Below are 19647 nucleotides of genomic sequence, written 5' to 3' on the forward strand. Positions count from 1 at the left end.
AGGTGAAATATACGCCCACTTCTGTTGATGTAATTAGTGTTGAGTTGAATCAAATGAAAGGGAGTATGGGAATTACGAAAATGGGTTCATTTAGGCATAAATTTGCGGATAAAACTAAAAAAAAATTAGTCATTTAATACCAATTTTACAACCTATTGCTACAATTATAATGTTTATTTAGACGGTGATATGTAGCGCCAAAATTGCATAATGTTTTGTAAATAATATTACCAATTTCTAAATAATCCAGAGTCGGTTTTAACCGACTTGCGCTATTAGCCGGAGGTTTTAACCTCTGGCGGTTTATGTACCCCCGCAATTAACCGACGATTGCGGGGATTAAAATTCGGCGATGATTAAAATTCGGCGATGATTAAAATCCGGCGGGGATTAAAATTCGGCGGGGATTAAAATCCCTGTAGGGGTCAACGGCCGTTGACCCCTACAGGCGGTTAAAACCGACTACTTGACCAATTTTAAAAAGCTACAATTTCAAGGTTTACTTGGGCGATCGGACGTAGCGCCCAAATAAGTGCGATCGTTGTTTCAATCCCTGATAGGGATTCTATATAGTTGCAACCAGAGTTTGACCGCTCGGACGCTGATCAAGAAATCATCGTTTCAATCCCTGATAGGGATTCTATATAGTTGCAACTTTCATTAATTTAAGGTGTAGTCTTCTTCAATCGCGGTTTCAATCCCTGATAGGGATTCTATATAGTTGCAACCTGGCCAAAGCTTTTGCTTGAGTCATTTTGTAATTGTTTCAATCCCTGATAGGGATTCTATATAGTTGCAACAATTCACCCCGTTTTTAAGTAAAGTCAAGGTTGGCGTTTCAATCCCTGATAGGGATTCTATATAGTTGCAACTCGTCAAACTGAAATTTAATCTGAGAAGAATTAAAGTTTCAATCCCTGATAGGGATTCTATATAGTTGCAACATCCAAATTTGTTCCAAAGGAGGAGATGAATTTATGTTTCAATCCCTGATAGGGATTCTATATAGTTGCAACCAAGCCAGATGATTGCAGTAATTTAGTATTACCTGTTTCAATCCCTGATAGTGATTCTATATAGTTGCAACTCGTAATTTTTTACTCGGTGACTTTCGATTTGCTGAAGTTTCAATCCCTGATAGGGATTCTATATAGTTGCAACGTACAGGCAGAATTATTTGGAAATTTTGCCGGAGAAGTTTCAATCCCTGATAGGGATTCTATATAGTTGCAACCATCTTGATTAAAGCGAATTTTCAAGCTTTCAGGTGTTTCAATCCCTGATAGGGATTCTATATAGTTGCAACTTGCTGGATTCTGGGGTGAGCGATTCTGATATTCTAGTTTCAATCCCTGATAGGGATTCTATATAGTTGCAACTGAATTCCTCCTCTTTTTCCCCACCAGAAAAAGTCTGGTTTCAATCCCTGATAGGGATTCTATATAGTTGCAACCGGGACTCACTATCTCGCCTAAAAATTCCCACTCGTGGTTTCAATCCCTGATAGGGATTCTATATAGTTGCAACAGACCGGCTCTTTCCAGGGCCGCCCGAAACCAGCGATCGTTTCAATCCCTGATAGGGATTCTATATAGTTGCAACATCAGCCAGCCACCGCGACTAACTTTTTCGCACCCGTTTCAATCCCTGATAGGGATTCTATATAGTTGCAACATCTCTGGTTTACTAAAATCCCACTCTTTTTTTGAGTTTCAATCCCTGATAGGGATTCTATATAGTTGCAACATTGAATTAGCGATCGCCGATGGGAATGTGATCGTGTTTCAATCCCTGATAGGGATTCTATATAGTTGCAACAATAGCCATAATTTTCACAATAAAACACAATTTTTGTTTCAATCCCTGATAGGGATTCTATATAGTTGCAACCAAGCGATCACTACAATAATCCCAGGCACGGCGGAGGTTTCAATCCCTGATAGGGATTCTATATAGTTGCAACTCTTCCGCCGGTGTTACCTGCCCAAGTGGTCAGTTAGGTTTCAATCCCTGATAGGGATTCTATATAGTTGCAACTGGGCGTATCACGGTGCCCTCGATTTTGGCTTTGGTTTCAATCCCTGATAGGGATTCTATATAGTTGCAACCAGCCCAGGGGCTTCAGAAGAGTGAAACATAAACCACTGTTTCAATCCCTGATAGGGATTCTATATAGTTGCAACCGGGCAATTCAATTAAGGGATCAAATTCGTTTGATTGGTTTCAATCCCTGATAGGGATTCTATATAGTTGCAACCGAAACCGCCGCCGAAAAACCCCCCGCACCACACAAGGGTTTCAATCCCTGATAGGGATTCTATATAGTTGCAACCCCAAAAAAACGGCCCCCGCGAACGAGGCGCTCGCGGGGTTTCAATCCCTGATAGGGATTCTATATAGTTGCAACACAGAATGAAAAGCAGTTGCAATGCTTCTATTATCTCGTTTCAATCCCTGATAGGGATTCTATATAGTTGCAACTTTCTCTCGTGTAGCGACTCATATTGCTACCATATCAGTTTCAATCCCTGATAGGGATTCTATATAGTTGCAACCTTTCTTTTGAGAGACGCCGGTGACAGCCACCTTTTCAGAGTTTCAATCCCTGATAGGGATTCTATATAGTTGCAACTGTCACCATTGTTTTTTGTGGCAGATACTATGCAAAGTTTCAATCCCTGATAGGGATTCTATATAGTTGCAACCAATCACGATGTGCCGATGTTACTGGGCCAGTGGCAAAGTTTCAATCCCTGATAGGGATTCTATATAGTTGCAACTAACTTACATCGTAGCGAGATTTAGAGCGCAGGTTAAAGTTTCAATCCCTGATAGGGATTCTATATAGTTGCAACTTTCTAAATCAATTTCTATCCGATCGCACCGAGATTTGTTTCAATCCCTGATAGGGATTCTATATAGTTGCAACGTGAGAACTGTTGCCGCGTGGTTAGCATCTTTTGGGCTGTTTCAATCCCTGATAGGGATTCTATATAGTTGCAACCAGCAAAATCAGGGCGATCGTCGCCCAATTCCATCAAGTTTCAATCCCTGATAGGGATTCTATATAGTTGCAACCTTTCTTCTAGCAAGCCTGTATGCATCCGATTTATCTCGTTTCAATCCCTGATAGGGATTCTATATAGTTGCAACCTTAATCGGTATTTCCTTTTAATCTCCAGGTAAAGTTTCAATCCCTGATAGGGATTCTATATAGTTGCAACTACTTTGTACTTGCTACCGGGTTTGGCTGCATCCACCCAAGTTTCAATCCCTGATAGGGATTCTATATAGTTGCAACTAAGGCTGATGAAATTCGATCAGCGGGAATGCTTTCGTTTCAATCCCTGATAGGGATTCTATATAGTTGCAACGTATATGGATTAGTACGCAGAGTTAGATCAAGTAATGTTTCAATCCCTGATAGGGATTCTATATAGTTGCAACCGAATAGGAATTTGCTTAATTGTCAAATTTTTTGGTGTTTCAATCCCTGATAGGGATTCTATATAGTTGCAACTCGATATGCCAGTTATGCTGGTACTCCGTGCCCTTTTCGTTTCAATCCCTGATAGGGATTCTATATAGTTGCAACTCCTTTTGGATCATCTCGTGTCCCAGGTTCTCAGAGTTTCAATCCCTGATAGGGATTCTATATAGTTGCAACCTGAAAATCAAGGTGATGGTTGATTGCTCATCCGCGTTGTTTCAATCCCTGATAGGGATTCTATATAGTTGCAACTCTAGTACAAAAGAAGCTGGTAAAGCTAAAGGCTGTGTTTCAATCCCTGATAGGGATTCTATATAGTTGCAACTAGCGGGATTGTTAGACACCTACCAATTTTCCTGGGAGTTTCAATCCCTGATAGGGATTCTATATAGTTGCAACCTTACCTAGATTAAATATAGCCCAAGCCCAGGGCTGTTTCAATCCCTGATAGGGATTCTATATAGTTGCAACGTAGTTGGGGTAATAGCACTGCCGATCGCATTCCGCGTTTCAATCCCTGATAGGGATTCTATATAGTTGCAACAACTCCACCTCATCAGCTTTAGAAACAGCAACGGCGTGTTTCAATCCCTGATAGGGATTCTATATAGTTGCAACGCTCAAGTTTGCCCCCAGTTTGGCGGCACCGGCACCCGTTTCAATCCCTGATAGGGATTCTATATAGTTGCAACTGATGTTGGCCGGAAGTTCATATCAAATTTATTAGCCGTTTCAATCCCTGATAGGGATTCTATATAGTTGCAACGCTTGTCCGTGGTACTCGGAGCGAAGCCCCAAAGCAGTTTCAATCCCTGATAGGGATTCTATATAGTTGCAACCGGCGATAAAAGCGCTTACCGAGAAAATGCTCAGGTGTTTCAATCCCTGATAGGGATTCTATATAGTTGCAACAAAAAATGCTTAAAGGCGGGAGGATATGTGTTTAATGTTGCGTTTCAATCCCTGATAGGGATTCTATATAGTTGCAACCAGCTTGATAATGTTCGGCGCTAAATGCGGGAGATTTTGTTTCAATCCCTGATAGGGATTCTATATAGTTGCAACAACCTTTTCGGTGCCGAAATCACAAAGCGAGGTAAATCGTTTCAATCCCTGATAGGGATTCTATATAGTTGCAACATTCCTTGCCACCGGATTTTTTGCGGCAAATATCGCCGTTTCAATCCCTGATAGGGATTCTATATAGTTGCAACAGTAGATCGGGTATTTCTGATTCATCCAACTCAACTGGTTTCAATCCCTGATAGGGATTCTATATAGTTGCAACTGGAATAAATTTGTAGCCCACAAAATTGACAAGGGCGTTTCAATCCCTGATAGGGATTCTATATAGTTGCAACGGTGCATCACCACCAGGGAGTCATTCCGCGTATGCGGTTTCAATCCCTGATAGGGATTCTATATAGTTGCAACTCGTTGTGCAGGACAATATTCGCCAAATTGCTGCCCTTGAAGCGTTTCAATCCCTGATAGGGATTCTATATAGTTGCAACACCCATGCGGGTGGAGATGATATTTACATTCTGTCAGCGTTTCAATCCCTGATAGGGATTCTATATAGTTGCAACTCAGTTCAGTTGCGGTCAAATTTTGGTACATATCAAAATGTTTCAATCCCTGATAGGGATTCTATATAGTTGCAACTTTAAATACATCTCCACGAATCTGCCAATCAGTCTGTTTCAATCCCTGATAGGGATTCTATATAGTTGCAACCCTGTGCATTTGCAGCAATTTCTGCTAATTTATCCGATGTTTCAATCCCTGATAGGGATTCTATATAGTTGCAACTTGATTTGCATGAATTAAATTTCCCAGCTTATATGTTTCAATCCCTGATAGGGATTCTATATAGTTGCAACAGGAATCACAGAAAGCGGAGAAGGCTCGGATTTTCTAGGTTTCAATCCCTGATAGGGATTCTATATAGTTGCAACTACTCTATCTTCGTATATGGGGCCATAGGCGTAAAGGTTTCAATCCCTGATAGGGATTCTATATAGTTGCAACCCATCAAATTTCATCTCTATCAATTCAAAGCTATCGTAGTTTCAATCCCTGATAGGGATTCTATATAGTTGCAACCTTAGGCTCACAATTTTCTTCACCAAAAACCGATCTAGTTTCAATCCCTGATAGGGATTCTATATAGTTGCAACTTGGCCAATGCTGCCAAAGTTTACGGTGAGTCAGGGTTTCAATCCCTGATAGGGATTCTATATAGTTGCAACTCTTGGCATACATGGTCGGCACATGAATTTAGCCATGTTTCAATCCCTGATAGGGATTCTATATAGTTGCAACCGACGGTCCAAGGATGTGCAGTCGGGTCTACGAATCAGTTTCAATCCCTGATAGGGATTCTATATAGTTGCAACCCTAGGGGATAGCCCGCGCAACATCGTAATCGCGTTTGTTTCAATCCCTGATAGGGATTCTATATAGTTGCAACGGGCTATGGGGCTACATTCATTTGAGGCAAAAAATGGTTTCAATCCCTGATAGGGATTCTATATAGTTGCAACTTTACCTTTAATCAATCGCAATGGGAAAATGTTTCTGTTTCAATCCCTGATAGGGATTCTATATAGTTGCAACCAAAAGAAAATCCCTGGGCTTTTGCCGGGGAATTTGTTTCAATCCCTGATAGGGATTCTATATAGTTGCAACCGGTCAAATTTTGGTAGTTCATTAGTTCATTGCGTGTTTCAATCCCTGATAGGGATTCTATATAGTTGCAACCCAAAAATCAAGAGATTCCCCCGTGATTTTACGGAGTTTCAATCCCTGATAGGGATTCTATATAGTTGCAACAAGGCCGTGGCACTTTATGATTACTTGTGCGAAGTTTCAATCCCTGATAGGGATTCTATATAGTTGCAACATCGCATCTTCAGAGTCACAGTCGATCGCCAAAAGTTTCAATCCCTGATAGGGATTCTATATAGTTGCAACCTCTCGTCTTTGAGCCAGCATGGATTTCTCCTCACTCGTTTCAATCCCTGATAGGGATTCTATATAGTTGCAACTTGTAGCGATCGCAGATTTCCTGGATTGCCTTTTTCGTTTCAATCCCTGATAGGGATTCTATATAGTTGCAACAATTAAAATTGTTGAATCCACCAAAAGTGGATGCAGTTTCAATCCCTGATAGGGATTCTATATAGTTGCAACCTTTAAGTCGCGTGTATCGCGAAAATTCTTGGTTGGTTTCAATCCCTGATAGGGATTCTATATAGTTGCAACATCGTGGCTGAAATTCTCAAGCCTGAGCACTTTTCTTTGTTTCAATCCCTGATAGGGATTCTATATAGTTGCAACAAACCCAAACAACGGATTTTGGCTAGGCGCGATCGCCGTTTCAATCCCTGATAGGGATTCTATATAGTTGCAACCAATCCAAAACCGAGTCCAAAACCGAGCCTAAAATCTGTTTCAATCCCTGATAGGGATTCTATATAGTTGCAACCTGGGAGTTGTTTTGCCGGTTGTGGCAGTCGGGATTGGTTTCAATCCCTGATAGGGATTCTATATAGTTGCAACACTGGCGGCTGCTAAAGCCGCACCGATCGCCTTCGACGTTTCAATCCCTGATAGGGATTCTATATAGTTGCAACCATGCTGTATCGAGATGAATACTACAATCCCGAAACGTTTCAATCCCTGATAGGGATTCTATATAGTTGCAACAAACGATCGCGGCTAGATTTTGCGTCTGTAGAACGGTTTCAATCCCTGATAGGGATTCTATATAGTTGCAACTGTTTTTGGATTACCTATCTCAAGTAATCCGAATGGGTTTCAATCCCTGATAGGGATTCTATATAGTTGCAACAATTACCACCCGGAATCACGGGCCGTTACCACCAGTTTCAATCCCTGATAGGGATTCTATATAGTTGCAACAGAGGTATTTTCCGCCACTTACCCCCGCGTCAATGATGTTTCAATCCCTGATAGGGATTCTATATAGTTGCAACTCAATGCTTTTAAAGCCGTTCCAGTCGGCTCTACGCGTGTTTCAATCCCTGATAGGGATTCTATATAGTTGCAACTCGCAAATCCTTCGTAAATATCCCCTGCCTGAAAGTTTCAATCCCTGATAGGGATTCTATATAGTTGCAACATTTTCTCAAAGTCTGGTAAATTTTCGTAAAAATTAGTTTCAATCCCTGATAGGGATTCTATATAGTTGCAACCCCTCATTCATGCCTTCGGCCCTTTCTCTCATTCCCAGGTTTCAATCCCTGATAGGGATTCTATATAGTTGCAACACATTAATTGATTGTGTTAGTCTAATGTTGCGTTCTTTGTTTCAATCCCTGATAGGGATTCTATATAGTTGCAACCAGTTTTTGAGGAGGGCAATACACCCAAAAACATCAGTTTCAATCCCTGATAGGGATTCTATATAGTTGCAACTCGGATGCCTGTTCATCAGTCGAAACCCGGATATATAAGTTTCAATCCCTGATAGGGATTCTATATAGTTGCAACATTATGTACCAACAACAAAATCTAAGCCATATCGTTTCAATCCCTGATAGGGATTCTATATAGTTGCAACTTTGCCTTTATAGAGTGTTTATTAATTGCAGATTGCCGTTTCAATCCCTGATAGGGATTCTATATAGTTGCAACATTCCAGATGGTCTATGAGCCATAAAAGCTTGCAAGTTGTTTCAATCCCTGATAGGGATTCTATATAGTTGCAACGAACTGATAGCCGCCGCCGTGCCGATAGCAAAGGTACGTTTCAATCCCTGATAGGGATTCTATATAGTTGCAACTCCGCGTGACATTGCTTATATCCCTTTACTAAATCTGTTGTTTCAATCCCTGATAGGGATTCTATATAGTTGCAACAATGATAGCTTTTGGTGGATTCTCTCGGTCCTGGGAAGTTTCAATCCCTGATAGGGATTCTATATAGTTGCAACTCCCGGTATCGGGAAGTGAGGCGATAATCTCAGGGATGTTTCAATCCCTGATAGGGATTCTATATAGTTGCAACTGGCAGTGGCGTAACCAGTGAGCGCTTACCTTATCCCCTGTTTCAATCCCTGATAGGGATTCTATATAGTTGCAACGGCTTGTCCACCACGCGATCGCTTGTTGCCCCTTCTTTGGTTTCAATCCCTGATAGGGATTCTATATAGTTGCAACTTGATGCCCGCAACCCTACTTGAAATCATGGGTTTGTTTCAATCCCTGATAGGGATTCTATATAGTTGCAACGGTTGCCACTTATCTTATCAGGAATCGAAAAAGAAATGTTTCAATCCCTGATAGGGATTCTATATAGTTGCAACTTGCAGTGCAAAGCTGCCGGATTAATGAACAGCAAAGACGTTTCAATCCCTGATAGGGATTCTATATAGTTGCAACAGCCGGTACTGGATTCAGATCAAATTGATTTGGCTTTGTTTCAATCCCTGATAGGGATTCTATATAGTTGCAACCTCCTTTTTATTGTTATCTAATTTGATATTATGCAATTTGTTTCAATCCCTGATAGGGATTCTATATAGTTGCAACTACTACTAACCCGTTGGCGATAAAATTGTGATGTTTGTGTTCGTTTCAATCCCTGATAGGGATTCTATATAGTTGCAACACTCGAAATAGAGCGGGCAAGCTATCAGAACGCCCTCGTTTCAATCCCTGATAGGGATTCTATATAGTTGCAACCCAAACTCAGATAGAGCAATTGATATGATTTTAGTGTTTCAATCCCTGATAGGGATTCTATATAGTTGCAACCGGGTCTGGTCTGCACCACGATGCAAATAGGAGCGCGTTTCAATCCCTGATAGGGATTCTATATAGTTGCAACCATGTAACTGCGCCACTGTGTAAGCCTCCGTATTTAGTTTCAATCCCTGATAGGGATTCTATATAGTTGCAACAATTAACTTATGCTATACTTGAGAAACAAAAGTAATGTTTCAATCCCTGATAGGGATTCTATATAGTTGCAACGTGGGGGTGGTAGTACCTCTATGCCGCGATCGCCACTGTTTCAATCCCTGATAGGGATTCTATATAGTTGCAACATCGCATCTCTTGAGTTTCCGCCAAGGGTATCGGTTGGTTTCAATCCCTGATAGGGATTCTATATAGTTGCAACTTGGTGACGGATTGGTGACGGATTGGTGACGGATACCGTGTTTCAATCCCTGATAGGGATTCTATATAGTTGCAACATCGCATCTCTTGAGTTTCCGCCAAGGGTATCGGTTGGTTTCAATCCCTGATAGGGATTCTATATAGTTGCAACTACCGAGGCAATTGGGCGCGGGCGTGTACCGAGAAAGTTTCAATCCCTGATAGGGATTCTATATAGTTGCAACTTCGGTGACGGTTGGTGATGCGGTGTCACCACGTCAAAGTTTCAATCCCTGATAGGGATTCTATATAGTTGCAACAAGATTTGAACAAAGAATCTGCATTATTGCAGACTGAGTTTCAATCCCTGATAGGGATTCTATATAGTTGCAACGTGATTGAAGCTGGGCTGGTATATCTTCCTAAAAATGTTTCAATCCCTGATAGGGATTCTATATAGTTGCAACCCTGGTCAGCGATCGAGCGTTGCCGGTTCGGGTACTGGTTTCAATCCCTGATAGGGATTCTATATAGTTGCAACGTGGGGCTTTAATTTATTTTCCCGGATATCGAAGTTTCAATCCCTGATAGGGATTCTATATAGTTGCAACATCTGGAATCTCAGGGAATAGAGATTCCAGAGATACCGGTTTCAATCCCTGATAGGGATTCTATATAGTTGCAACGTGATTTCAGCTATGGCAGCACAGGCATTGATATCGCTGTTTCAATCCCTGATAGGGATTCTATATAGTTGCAACGGTAATCCGAATCCAAATCCACCCTCTCAATATTTGTTTCAATCCCTGATAGGGATTCTATATAGTTGCAACATGACATAGAAGCTGCCGCCATCATCTCTTATACGTTTCAATCCCTGATAGGGATTCTATATAGTTGCAACATCTCTGGTTTATTTTTGCCTGATTTCTTACTAGCTAAGTTTCAATCCCTGATAGGGATTCTATATAGTTGCAACGATTAAATCGGTTTATTCGGTTCTCAATCGGTTAGAAGTTTCAATCCCTGATAGGGATTCTATATAGTTGCAACGGCCCCGGCGATCCCCCTAAAGACTTCAGCGAGTCCAGGTTTCAATCCCTGATAGGGATTCTATATAGTTGCAACTATCCGTGATGGTATCCGCGTGTGATGGCAAAACCGATGTTTCAATCCCTGATAGGGATTCTATATAGTTGCAACTTTGGGGATTTCGTTTAAGTCAAAGCTGCCATCGATTGTTTCAATCCCTGATAGGGATTCTATATAGTTGCAACTAGGCTTGTTGTTTTCCGCTTTTAAGATGGCAATCTGCTGTTTCAATCCCTGATAGGGATTCTATATAGTTGCAACTCGCGAGATGTATTTCCTTATCTACTTTTACCAACAAAGTTTCAATCCCTGATAGGGATTCTATATAGTTGCAACCGAAGCTGCAAATCATCATTAAAAAATTGCAATATCGAGTTTCAATCCCTGATAGGGATTCTATATAGTTGCAACTTTGGGGCGTAGTTTCCGGTTGGGGTTGATTTTCCAAGTTTCAATCCCTGATAGGGATTCTATATAGTTGCAACAAAAGCATACTGGGAATCTTTAAATTTATGGTGAGGTGTTTCAATCCCTGATAGGGATTCTATATAGTTGCAACACTCGTTGGATCTGCAAAGTGAAGCGATCGCCATTCCGTTTCAATCCCTGATAGGGATTCTATATAGTTGCAACCGCACTCCTGGATCTGAAATCGGCACCAATCCATGTTTCAATCCCTGATAGGGATTCTATATAGTTGCAACAATAGCTTTTGAAGCTTGCCTGAAATTGTGGCTTAAGGTTTCAATCCCTGATAGGGATTCTATATAGTTGCAACCCTTGCAATGTTTGATTTACTTCTTTTCTCTTTTACCTGTTTCAATCCCTGATAGGGATTCTATATAGTTGCAACTCTTAGATGTAAACCTGGCGACTTGCTTGGATGGGATGTTTCAATCCCTGATAGGGATTCTATATAGTTGCAACATCGCCTCTACAATTTACCAGGATATTCTCACCCCGGTTTCAATCCCTGATAGGGATTCTATATAGTTGCAACGCAATTCAGCCTCACCCCGCTTTATTGCCCAAAAGTTTCAATCCCTGATAGGGATTCTATATAGTTGCAACCAAGATTAAGCGCTGATGCGGGTTTTACAGTTTTTTGTTTCAATCCCTGATAGGGATTCTATATAGTTGCAACCTCACACCCTCAGCCTCGATCGCCACGGATGACACTTTGTTTCAATCCCTGATAGGGATTCTATATAGTTGCAACTTGATAAATGATGCCTCTCACTATAAAAAAAGGTATTGTTTCAATCCCTGATAGGGATTCTATATAGTTGCAACTTGGCTAGAATTTGCGCCTCTGCCCAATAGTTACGGGTTTCAATCCCTGATAGGGATTCTATATAGTTGCAACCGCATCCGCTGATACGGATCGGCTTTATCCGCCAAGTGTTTCAATCCCTGATAGGGATTCTATATAGTTGCAACTCCAATTATTTAGTGTTAGCAGTGGGGGCGCCGGCCCGTTTCAATCCCTGATAGGGATTCTATATAGTTGCAACGAATGGTTTTTTGTCCGATCGCATTCTCAACCCCAGCACTGTTTCAATCCCTGATAGGGATTCTATATAGTTGCAACATGGTTTGGCAGATTCACCGCGTCCCACAGCCCAAATGTTTCAATCCCTGATAGGGATTCTATATAGTTGCAACGTTTCTATAATATATATTATATAGAGAGTTTGGGTTTCAATCCCTGATAGGGATTCTATATAGTTGCAACCTTGCAGCCCAATGGTCAAATGAAATCGAGGCCCGTTTCAATCCCTGATAGGGATTCTATATAGTTGCAACTTATTGCCCGATTCAGCTTGCAATCGTCGCCGGTGGCTGTTTCAATCCCTGATAGGGATTCTATATAGTTGCAACACGAAAATTCGCCCAAAGTAAGGGATTTATCGTAGCCGTTTCAATCCCTGATAGGGATTCTATATAGTTGCAACACAAATGTTTTTGATGAAACTGATAGAAATATCTGTTTCAATCCCTGATAGGGATTCTATATAGTTGCAACTAAAAAGATTTTTCTGCCTTCTTTTAAGGCAGTTTCGTTTCAATCCCTGATAGGGATTCTATATAGTTGCAACCTCTTTAGCTACTGCTAGATTATAGCCAGCTTGTGTTGTTTCAATCCCTGATAGGGATTCTATATAGTTGCAACATAACCAACCGCCAAAGTCAGCGGCGATCGATGATTTAGTTTCAATCCCTGATAGGGATTCTATATAGTTGCAACTGCCGGGGTTCGGAACCCTTAATCTATTTAGTTTTCCAGGTTCGTTTGCGCGAATCGAGTTAATCATACCATGAAAACCCCAAAACTTGTCAATATGCCTCAAACACGAATCAGGGGAAACCTAAGCGGGGAGAGAGTTTCAGCATTTGCGCGAATCGGTTCACCAATCCTAAAGCCCCAAACCTTCACCCTGTAAAGGCTTCAGAGGAAAAAATCCCCTGGGCTTATTTTACAGCCACCCCTCCGCGCAAATTACCGCTTCATCTCATCCTCAAACCGAAGCTTCCGGGAAAGCCGGTTAGCCAGCCACTCCAGGGCGCCGGTCATGGGATCAGGCAAAAAATACCGTCGTATCCATTGGCTGTTCGCCCCCAATTCGTTCTATTTTACCCTGGCAGCAGCCACAAAGAAAATAAAACCGGATACTATCCTCCTCTGACTTAATCAACTTACTCAATCTTGCCCGTAACTTCGCATACTCCGTCTCACTCAGCGAGCATTCAAACAAACTATACTGCATCCACTGTCCATAAGAACTGAGAGTTTTATGGATTTTGGTGCGCCGTTTATCATCAGAAATATCATAGGAGACAACTATATACATCGGTTGGTTGTTGGTTGTTGGTTGTTCGTTGTTGGTTGTTGTTCGTTGTTCGTGGGTAGGGATTCTTTTGTTCGTTGTTCGTTGTTGAATCTGTAGGGGCGAAGCATAAAGCCTGACGGCATGGCTTCGCTTACCGGGCAAAAAATATATAGGAAAAAACCAAAAATTTATTACCCGAATGCAACGCCGCCCTGACATATATCAGGAGCAACCGTTGTTGTTCGTTGTTCGTTGTTGGTTGTTGGTTGTTGGTTGTTGGTTGTTGGTTGTTGTTGGGCAGGGAACGGGGAACAGTTATCGGGGAACGGGGAAATATTTTTCTCCTCTGCTCCTCTGCTCCTCTGCTCCTCCGCTCCTCTGCCGATGGCGGGCTCCCCTGCCCCCCTGCCCCTCTGCTCCTCTGCTTCTTGCATTACTTCAACACCAACGGCGGATATTTATCGGTTTCTCCCATTAAATACTTGGCTAAAAGTCGGGCTTGCCATTCAAAAGCCTCCTGATAAGTGCATTGCCGTCCCATCACCGGATGCTTAAACTTTGACTGCTTTTTCTGTTCATAAAGGCGCAGAAAAATTTTCAACCCATCCGGGGTCAAAGAAACCGCATTACTAATCGGTTCGCTGACAAAATCTGCGGGAGATAAAGCCCCTTTATTAATCGCCGCTAATACCATCGCATCCACTACTAAAGGGCGAAACTCTTCCATTAAATCTAAGGCTAAAGAAGGGCGACCATAACGTTCCACATGAAGATAGCCTAAATATGGATCGAACCCCACAATATTTACCGCACTTTGAACATCGTGACGCAGCAACGCATAACCAAAACTCAACAGGGAATTTACCGGGTCAGTGGGAGGTCGCCGGTTGCGGGTTTTAAAAGTAAATTCTGGATTGCGAATTAAGCGATCAAAACAACCAAAATACGCCGCACTTCCTGCCCCTTCATATCCCCGCAATGAATCAATCAATTCGGTATTTTCCAGAGATTCAATACTTTGCTTAATTTGGGCAATACTTGAACTTAAATCTACTCCCAAATTTTCCCGTTGACAGCGCATCAAACTACTGCGGTAATTCTTCAACTTGCCTCGGACAAAAGCCCGCACCAAATGCACTGCTTGCTCAGAATCTCCTGCGGCTTGCCATTGGGCTTTACGGACAAAAATATTCTTGGTCACTTCTGGTTCTAAGCGACCTAAATATTTACCATTTTTGGTTAAAAAACTTAGGGGTATTTTCCGGGTGAGTAACTCTGTCACCACCGCTGGGGAAACTGTCGCCCGACCCAAAACCACGACCCCATCAATTTTAATCAATGGCACATCTAATAACTTCTCTTTTTGGAATTTGACGTTTAATCGTTCATCGGTTTTACCAATTAACGCATCTTCTTGCGTAATGTACACGGTTCCCATATTTTTTTCTCCTTGGTTCCAGAAACCGGGTTTCTTGAAGAAACCCGGTTTCTATGATTCAAAAAACCCGGTTTCTATTCTTGATATCGCCCAACTTTTTGCACCGCTTGGGGCAAACATTGACTGAATAAACTACACCCTTGACACCGTTGGCTATACACCGCTGGGGGCATTTTTCCGGTGGTAAATAAGGCTTGAATTTTCCCAATAATCGCGATCGCTTCTTGCCGCATTTCCGGGGAAATATCCACGGCGACTCGCTGATGGGAATGGGCATAATAGACAAAACCTTGGTGAATTTTTTTGCCGGTCATTTCTTCCAAACATAACGCTTGACCCACCACTTGCAACGCATCATTATCCCACTCTCCCCGGTTGCCTCGTTTATATTCCACCGGATATAATTGCCCATCTTTCGACTCAATTAAATCCGACTTGCCAATTAACTGATACTGCGCTGACTTTAACCAAATTGCCCGGACTTGTTCCGTTTCTTCTCGGTTATTTTCACTGGTTATATAGACCGTTGTATGGACGCGATCGTGTAAACTGGTTCCCTCAATAGTGTACTGATTTTCGCTAAATTCGCCAGCACAAAACATCCGCCAACAACGGTGTTCGCAATAGGCATAATGATTCAATGCCGCAATGGGAATATATTCTGATTCATTCATGGATTTTTACCTGACTTAATTAATCAAACCGCCTGGGGTTAAAACCCCCGTCTAATAGCTAAAGTCGGTTAAAACCGACTAAAAATATATAATTTTGTAGGGTGTGTTAGGCGCTGGATTAACTTAATTATTCCCAGGGAATAAATTAGATTCAGCGCCGTAACGCACCATTGACAATCGGTGCGTTACGGCGGTTTAATAAACCTTGATAAATGTCTGGGAAAACTGACCGCCTAACGCACCCTACCGCTGTTTATCAGGGCGAAGCATTCGGGTAAAAAATTGTTAATGTTAACCGATAGATTGTTTGCCCGGTAAGCGAAGCTATGCCGTCAGGCTTTATGCTTCGCCCCTACCAGGCAAAAATTATCGGTTAAATCGCCGAACCATGCCCATACCCATTGTGGTTTTTCGACCCACTCCGGCATATAACGCAAAGTCAGCTAGGGCATTGATTTGTTTAACGATTAACGAGTCAATATTGCCCATTATTTGATAACCAACTTTGCCCACACAACCGATAAACTTACTCCGATGATCCTGGACTAATTCCGTTTTAATATCAAAAAAACTGGGAAATATCTGGTCAAATGACTCTGAATTAAACGGCATCAGACTATATTTATTCCAGCGATTAATTAAACTCTGAAACACCGCCTCTCGGTTGGGCAAAGCGCAATCATATTTTCCCTGACGAAAACTCGTAGGGGTACAAAAAATTAAGCTAAATTTGCGATCGCTTTCTGAGGCTTCCTGATAAATTTGCTGATAACTCATGGCTTTTGCCCAAGGCTGATTGGGGTTAGGATTGGTTAAAATACTGGTAATTTTCAAAACCGCCGATCCTAAATGCCAAGAATTTTCTAAATCCAGGGATAACCACAAATGAGTTAATCGCTGAAATAGGCGATCGTCTAACAGAGAAATTCGCCACCAGCAGGGAGTTCCGGGAGAAATTGGCTGAGAATGTTGCCACTGTAAACAATGGATATAATTCTCAGGTTTAGGAACATGAGTCACTTGCAACGGACTCAAGGTAAAGGCTTTATCGCTATTTGACTCATGCAATAAATCCCCCAATTCTTTATCAACCGCAGATACCAAAGTTAAAAATAAAGCGTGAAAATGTCGCCCAGTTAAATACTGAGGATAAATTGGGGAAGTAGGGATTAAATTCAAAACTAAACTATAGGGCATAATTTGGGTGTGGGTGTTTAGAGGATAGAGGATAGAGGAGAGAGGAAAGAGTAATCAACAATCAACAATCAACCAACAAAAATCAACAATTCACAATATTTAACTACTAAAACAATATGCCATATTTGCCGGTATTTTACCCCAGGGAGTGTCATAATATTGCCCTCGCAACTTGACATTTTTAATTAAACTTACTGGGGGCATATTAATGGTATCATAACTAAAGACTTGATGGCTAAACATCACATCCAATGGATTCAAAGGATAGGGATAGAGAAAATCCGTTTCAGACTGCGATCGCTTTACCTCTTCTTTCTTGACAATCGTCACTTTTGCCTTACTCATCCATTTGCCTAACCGAATCCACCGGGGTAATTTTAATTCCCGATTGGCAATAATAAAACATTCAAAAACACTTTCTGGGGCAATTTCTTTTGTCCGACCAAAACTGGGAATATTTTTCTGGGTTTTCTGCATTTCCACATGATAGCGATTATCCGCATATTTCCAAGTATTTAACACAGTCTTATGAGACAGCGATCGCCCTGGAGTGACATAAATTTGCTGTTGATTTAACGGGTTTAAATGTGCGGCATATTTCGGGACTTGGGTCGGGCAAAAATAGCGATAACTATCTTCCTCGGATACCTGAGTTTGGAAGCGATCGCTGTCTACCAGTCCCAAAGCATAACAGAGGGAATAATTATGTAACACCGTCTCAGTTTCATATAAGCGACCAATTTCTCTCGTAGCAAAATAGACGCTATCATGTAACTCGATTTCACACTGATGAATAATTGCCATAATTTTTTTCCTGATTTAATTGATTTGATAAGTATTACCAAATATTACCAAATATTACCTTGTAGGGGCGAAGCATTGGGCAGATACCTCATGGGGAAAAACCCAAATTTTTGCCCCAATGCTTCGCCCTAATTTATGGAATAGAGAACCAACCAAAAATTAAGTTAAGGGCGAAGCATTCGGTGCGGAATTTTTTAGTTGTGATTCAGATATATTTTGCCCGAATGCTTCGCCCCTACAGGAATAAACCAGCCCCCAAATCAGAGAATTGTCGGGGCGAAGCATTGGGCAGATACGTCATGGGGAAAAACCCAAATTTTAGCCCCAATGCTTCGCCCTAATTTATGGAACAGTAACCCTCCACTTTATTCCACTATGCTATAATCGACGTAATTACCAATTTTCATTATAAAGATGTCCAAATATTTAACGATTGCTGAAGCCCAAGAAAAACTGCCCGAATTAGCGGATGATTTGACCTGCGAACCTGCCATCATCACTAAAGAAGGCAAACCTGTGATGATTGCCATGAGTTGCCAGCAGTTTGATTCTCTTTTGGAAACAATCGAAATTTTAAGCGATCGAGAATTTATGGCCGATTTAAAAGAGGGAATTAGACAAGCTGATTCAGGAGAAACCATTAGTTTAGATAACCTCAAAGCTGAATTAGGATTTTAATCAAAAAATGGACGATATTAACGAGTACGAAGTCATAAAATAACCAAAAAATGAGCAAATAATGGGCAAATAATCGGCGATCGCTGCTGGTTTATTTTTTTATCTTTACCAATTTTTTATTTAAAGGAGATTTATGGGAAGCGATCGATAATTTGATTTAAAAGACTGATTTAATCCTAGGGTGGGCAAAATTTTGCCCACCCTACGGGATTTTTTACGGGTTATTTGGCCGCCCTTGCTTCTTTAATATACTTTTTAGCATAAGCTTTCGCCTCATCATCCGCTTGCTTTAACAACGCTTTCAAACTTTCCTCATTGCCAATAATTGCCTTAACCTCCTGTAACAATGGGGTAAAACTTTCGCCAATAAAATCCGTATGCACAATAAACTCCTCTGCCATCAATTTAACAATAGCCTGCGTTGCTGCTGCGAATACCTCATCCTCATTTAATGGATCGGGAGAATGCAACATTTGCCCCGCTTTCATCTCATCATAAATAGCCTGAGTCCATTGCAAATTACTGGTAATTTCGCCATCGGCAAATATCACCCCAATTAACTCATTGCGAACTCGTCCGGTTCGGGTAGTTTGTGCCCCATAATGCCGCGTCCGCAAGATATTATTAAACACATACAAGAAACTTGCCTCAGTCGGGTCTTTCAACGTGACAATACTGGGGAAAAATACCTGGGGTTTAATATGGTCTTGTTGGTTAATTCGGCTGGTGACTTCTCCTAATTTAGCACCCCCTTCTCCTTTAGAAGCCATTGTACCATTTTCAAACGGCGCATTCAGGGTAAAATTCTCGTGAGAATCATCAAAAGCAGTAATCGAAAAAGCCGTATCTACCACCACTTTTGATTTTTCTGAACCCGACTCCCCGATCGCAAATCCATAGATAATACAATCAGGATTCTTCATGGCAAATTTGACATTATATTCGCATTCGTCTGCGGTCATTAAGCCATAATTCCGCAACAATTCCCGACCGACTAACCGTTCTGGGGTAGACTGTTTCCGCTTAAACATAGTTAAACGGCTGATAGGTTGCGGGTTAGCAATTCCTGCCCGAACTCGCGCCTTATTTAATTCCCCATCAGTTTGGAATAAAGGATAAGATTCAGTAATCCGCAGGGTGAGAAAATGGGCATATTTTCCCATCGGTTTATAGGGAATTTCACTGTGGAATTTTTGAGAATTGACGGTTTTTAGGAAAGACATAGTTTTTTTCTCCTGTTCTAAAACTTTCAACATTGTTCAACATTGTTCAACTTGTAGGGGCGAAGCATTGGGCAGATATTTTATGGGGAAA

General features: G+C 41.4%; 7 protein-coding genes and 1 CRISPR repeat array. Of the genes, 1 reads left to right on the forward strand and 6 read right to left on the reverse strand.

The annotated features are described in order from the left end of the window. Positions 1–543: 543 nt before the first annotated feature. A CRISPR array of direct repeats spans positions 544–12959; the repeat unit is 37 nt; unit sequence GTTTCAATCCCTGATAGGGATTCTATATAGTTGCAAC. 331 nt (positions 12960–13290) lie between these two features. The 5 genes from cas2 to cas5d all read right to left on the reverse strand — a co-directional run bounded on the left by cas2 (position 13291) and on the right by cas5d (position 17655). Then, positions 13291–13563, reverse strand: coding sequence for a CRISPR-associated endonuclease Cas2 (cas2, locus tag ABWT76_RS12450; RefSeq protein ID WP_190879613.1), 273 nt, complete (start codon positions 13561–13563; stop codon positions 13291–13293). Positions 13564–13975: 412 nt separating this feature from the next. Then, a complete protein-coding gene (gene cas1d / locus ABWT76_RS12455; RefSeq protein ID WP_354636198.1) occupies positions 13976–14980 on the reverse strand; it encodes a type I-D CRISPR-associated endonuclease Cas1d in 1005 nt (334 codons plus the stop codon). Positions 14981–15054: 74 nt separating this feature from the next. Further along, complete coding sequence (cas4, locus tag ABWT76_RS12460) at positions 15055–15654, reverse strand: CRISPR-associated protein Cas4 (protein WP_054466996.1); 600 nt, start codon at positions 15652–15654, stop codon at positions 15055–15057. Positions 15655–16020: 366 nt separating this feature from the next. Further along, positions 16021–16851, reverse strand: a complete 831-nt coding sequence (gene cas6 / locus ABWT76_RS12465) for a CRISPR-associated endoribonuclease Cas6 (protein ID WP_190879616.1) — start codon at positions 16849–16851, stop codon at positions 16021–16023. 99 nt (positions 16852–16950) lie between these two features. Beyond that, complete coding sequence (cas5d, locus tag ABWT76_RS12470; RefSeq protein ID WP_354636199.1) at positions 16951–17655, reverse strand: type I-D CRISPR-associated protein Cas5/Csc1; 705 nt, start codon at positions 17653–17655, stop codon at positions 16951–16953. A 414-nt stretch (positions 17656–18069) separates the two neighbouring features. On the opposite strand from cas5d, the gene ABWT76_RS12475 reads away from it, so the two are divergent. After that, positions 18070–18333, forward strand: coding sequence for a type II toxin-antitoxin system Phd/YefM family antitoxin (locus ABWT76_RS12475; protein WP_054466999.1), 264 nt, complete (start codon positions 18070–18072; stop codon positions 18331–18333). Positions 18334–18554: 221 nt separating this feature from the next. Here the strand turns inward: ABWT76_RS12475 and cas7d are convergent, their stop codons facing one another. Next, on the reverse strand, positions 18555–19556 hold the full coding sequence (gene cas7d / locus ABWT76_RS12480; protein WP_054467012.1) for a type I-D CRISPR-associated protein Cas7/Csc2: 1002 nt from the start codon (positions 19554–19556) through the stop codon (positions 18555–18557). Between the last annotated feature and the right edge of the window lie 91 nt (positions 19557–19647).

The sequence above is a fragment of the Planktothricoides raciborskii GIHE-MW2 genome (assembly GCF_040564635.1).
In the GTDB taxonomy this organism is placed as follows: Bacteria; Cyanobacteriota; Cyanobacteriia; order Cyanobacteriales; family Laspinemataceae; genus Planktothricoides; species Planktothricoides raciborskii.

Bases quoted from the DNA above. Each gene is read 5' to 3' on its own strand.
- cas2 (WP_190879613.1), bottom strand. From the start codon at position 13,563: ATGTATATAGTTGTCTCCTATGATATTTCTGATGATAAACGGCGCACC.
- cas1d (WP_354636198.1), bottom strand. From the start codon at position 14,980: ATGGGAACCGTGTACATTACGCAAGAAGATGCGTTAATTGGTAAAACC.
- cas4 (WP_054466996.1), bottom strand. From the start codon at position 15,654: ATGAATGAATCAGAATATATTCCCATTGCGGCATTGAATCATTATGCC.
- cas6 (WP_190879616.1), bottom strand. From the start codon at position 16,851: ATGCCCTATAGTTTAGTTTTGAATTTAATCCCTACTTCCCCAATTTAT.
- cas5d (WP_354636199.1), bottom strand. From the start codon at position 17,655: ATGGCAATTATTCATCAGTGTGAAATCGAGTTACATGATAGCGTCTAT.
- ABWT76_RS12475 (WP_054466999.1), top strand. From the start codon at position 18,070: ATGTCCAAATATTTAACGATTGCTGAAGCCCAAGAAAAACTGCCCGAA.
- cas7d (WP_054467012.1), bottom strand. From the start codon at position 19,556: ATGTCTTTCCTAAAAACCGTCAATTCTCAAAAATTCCACAGTGAAATT.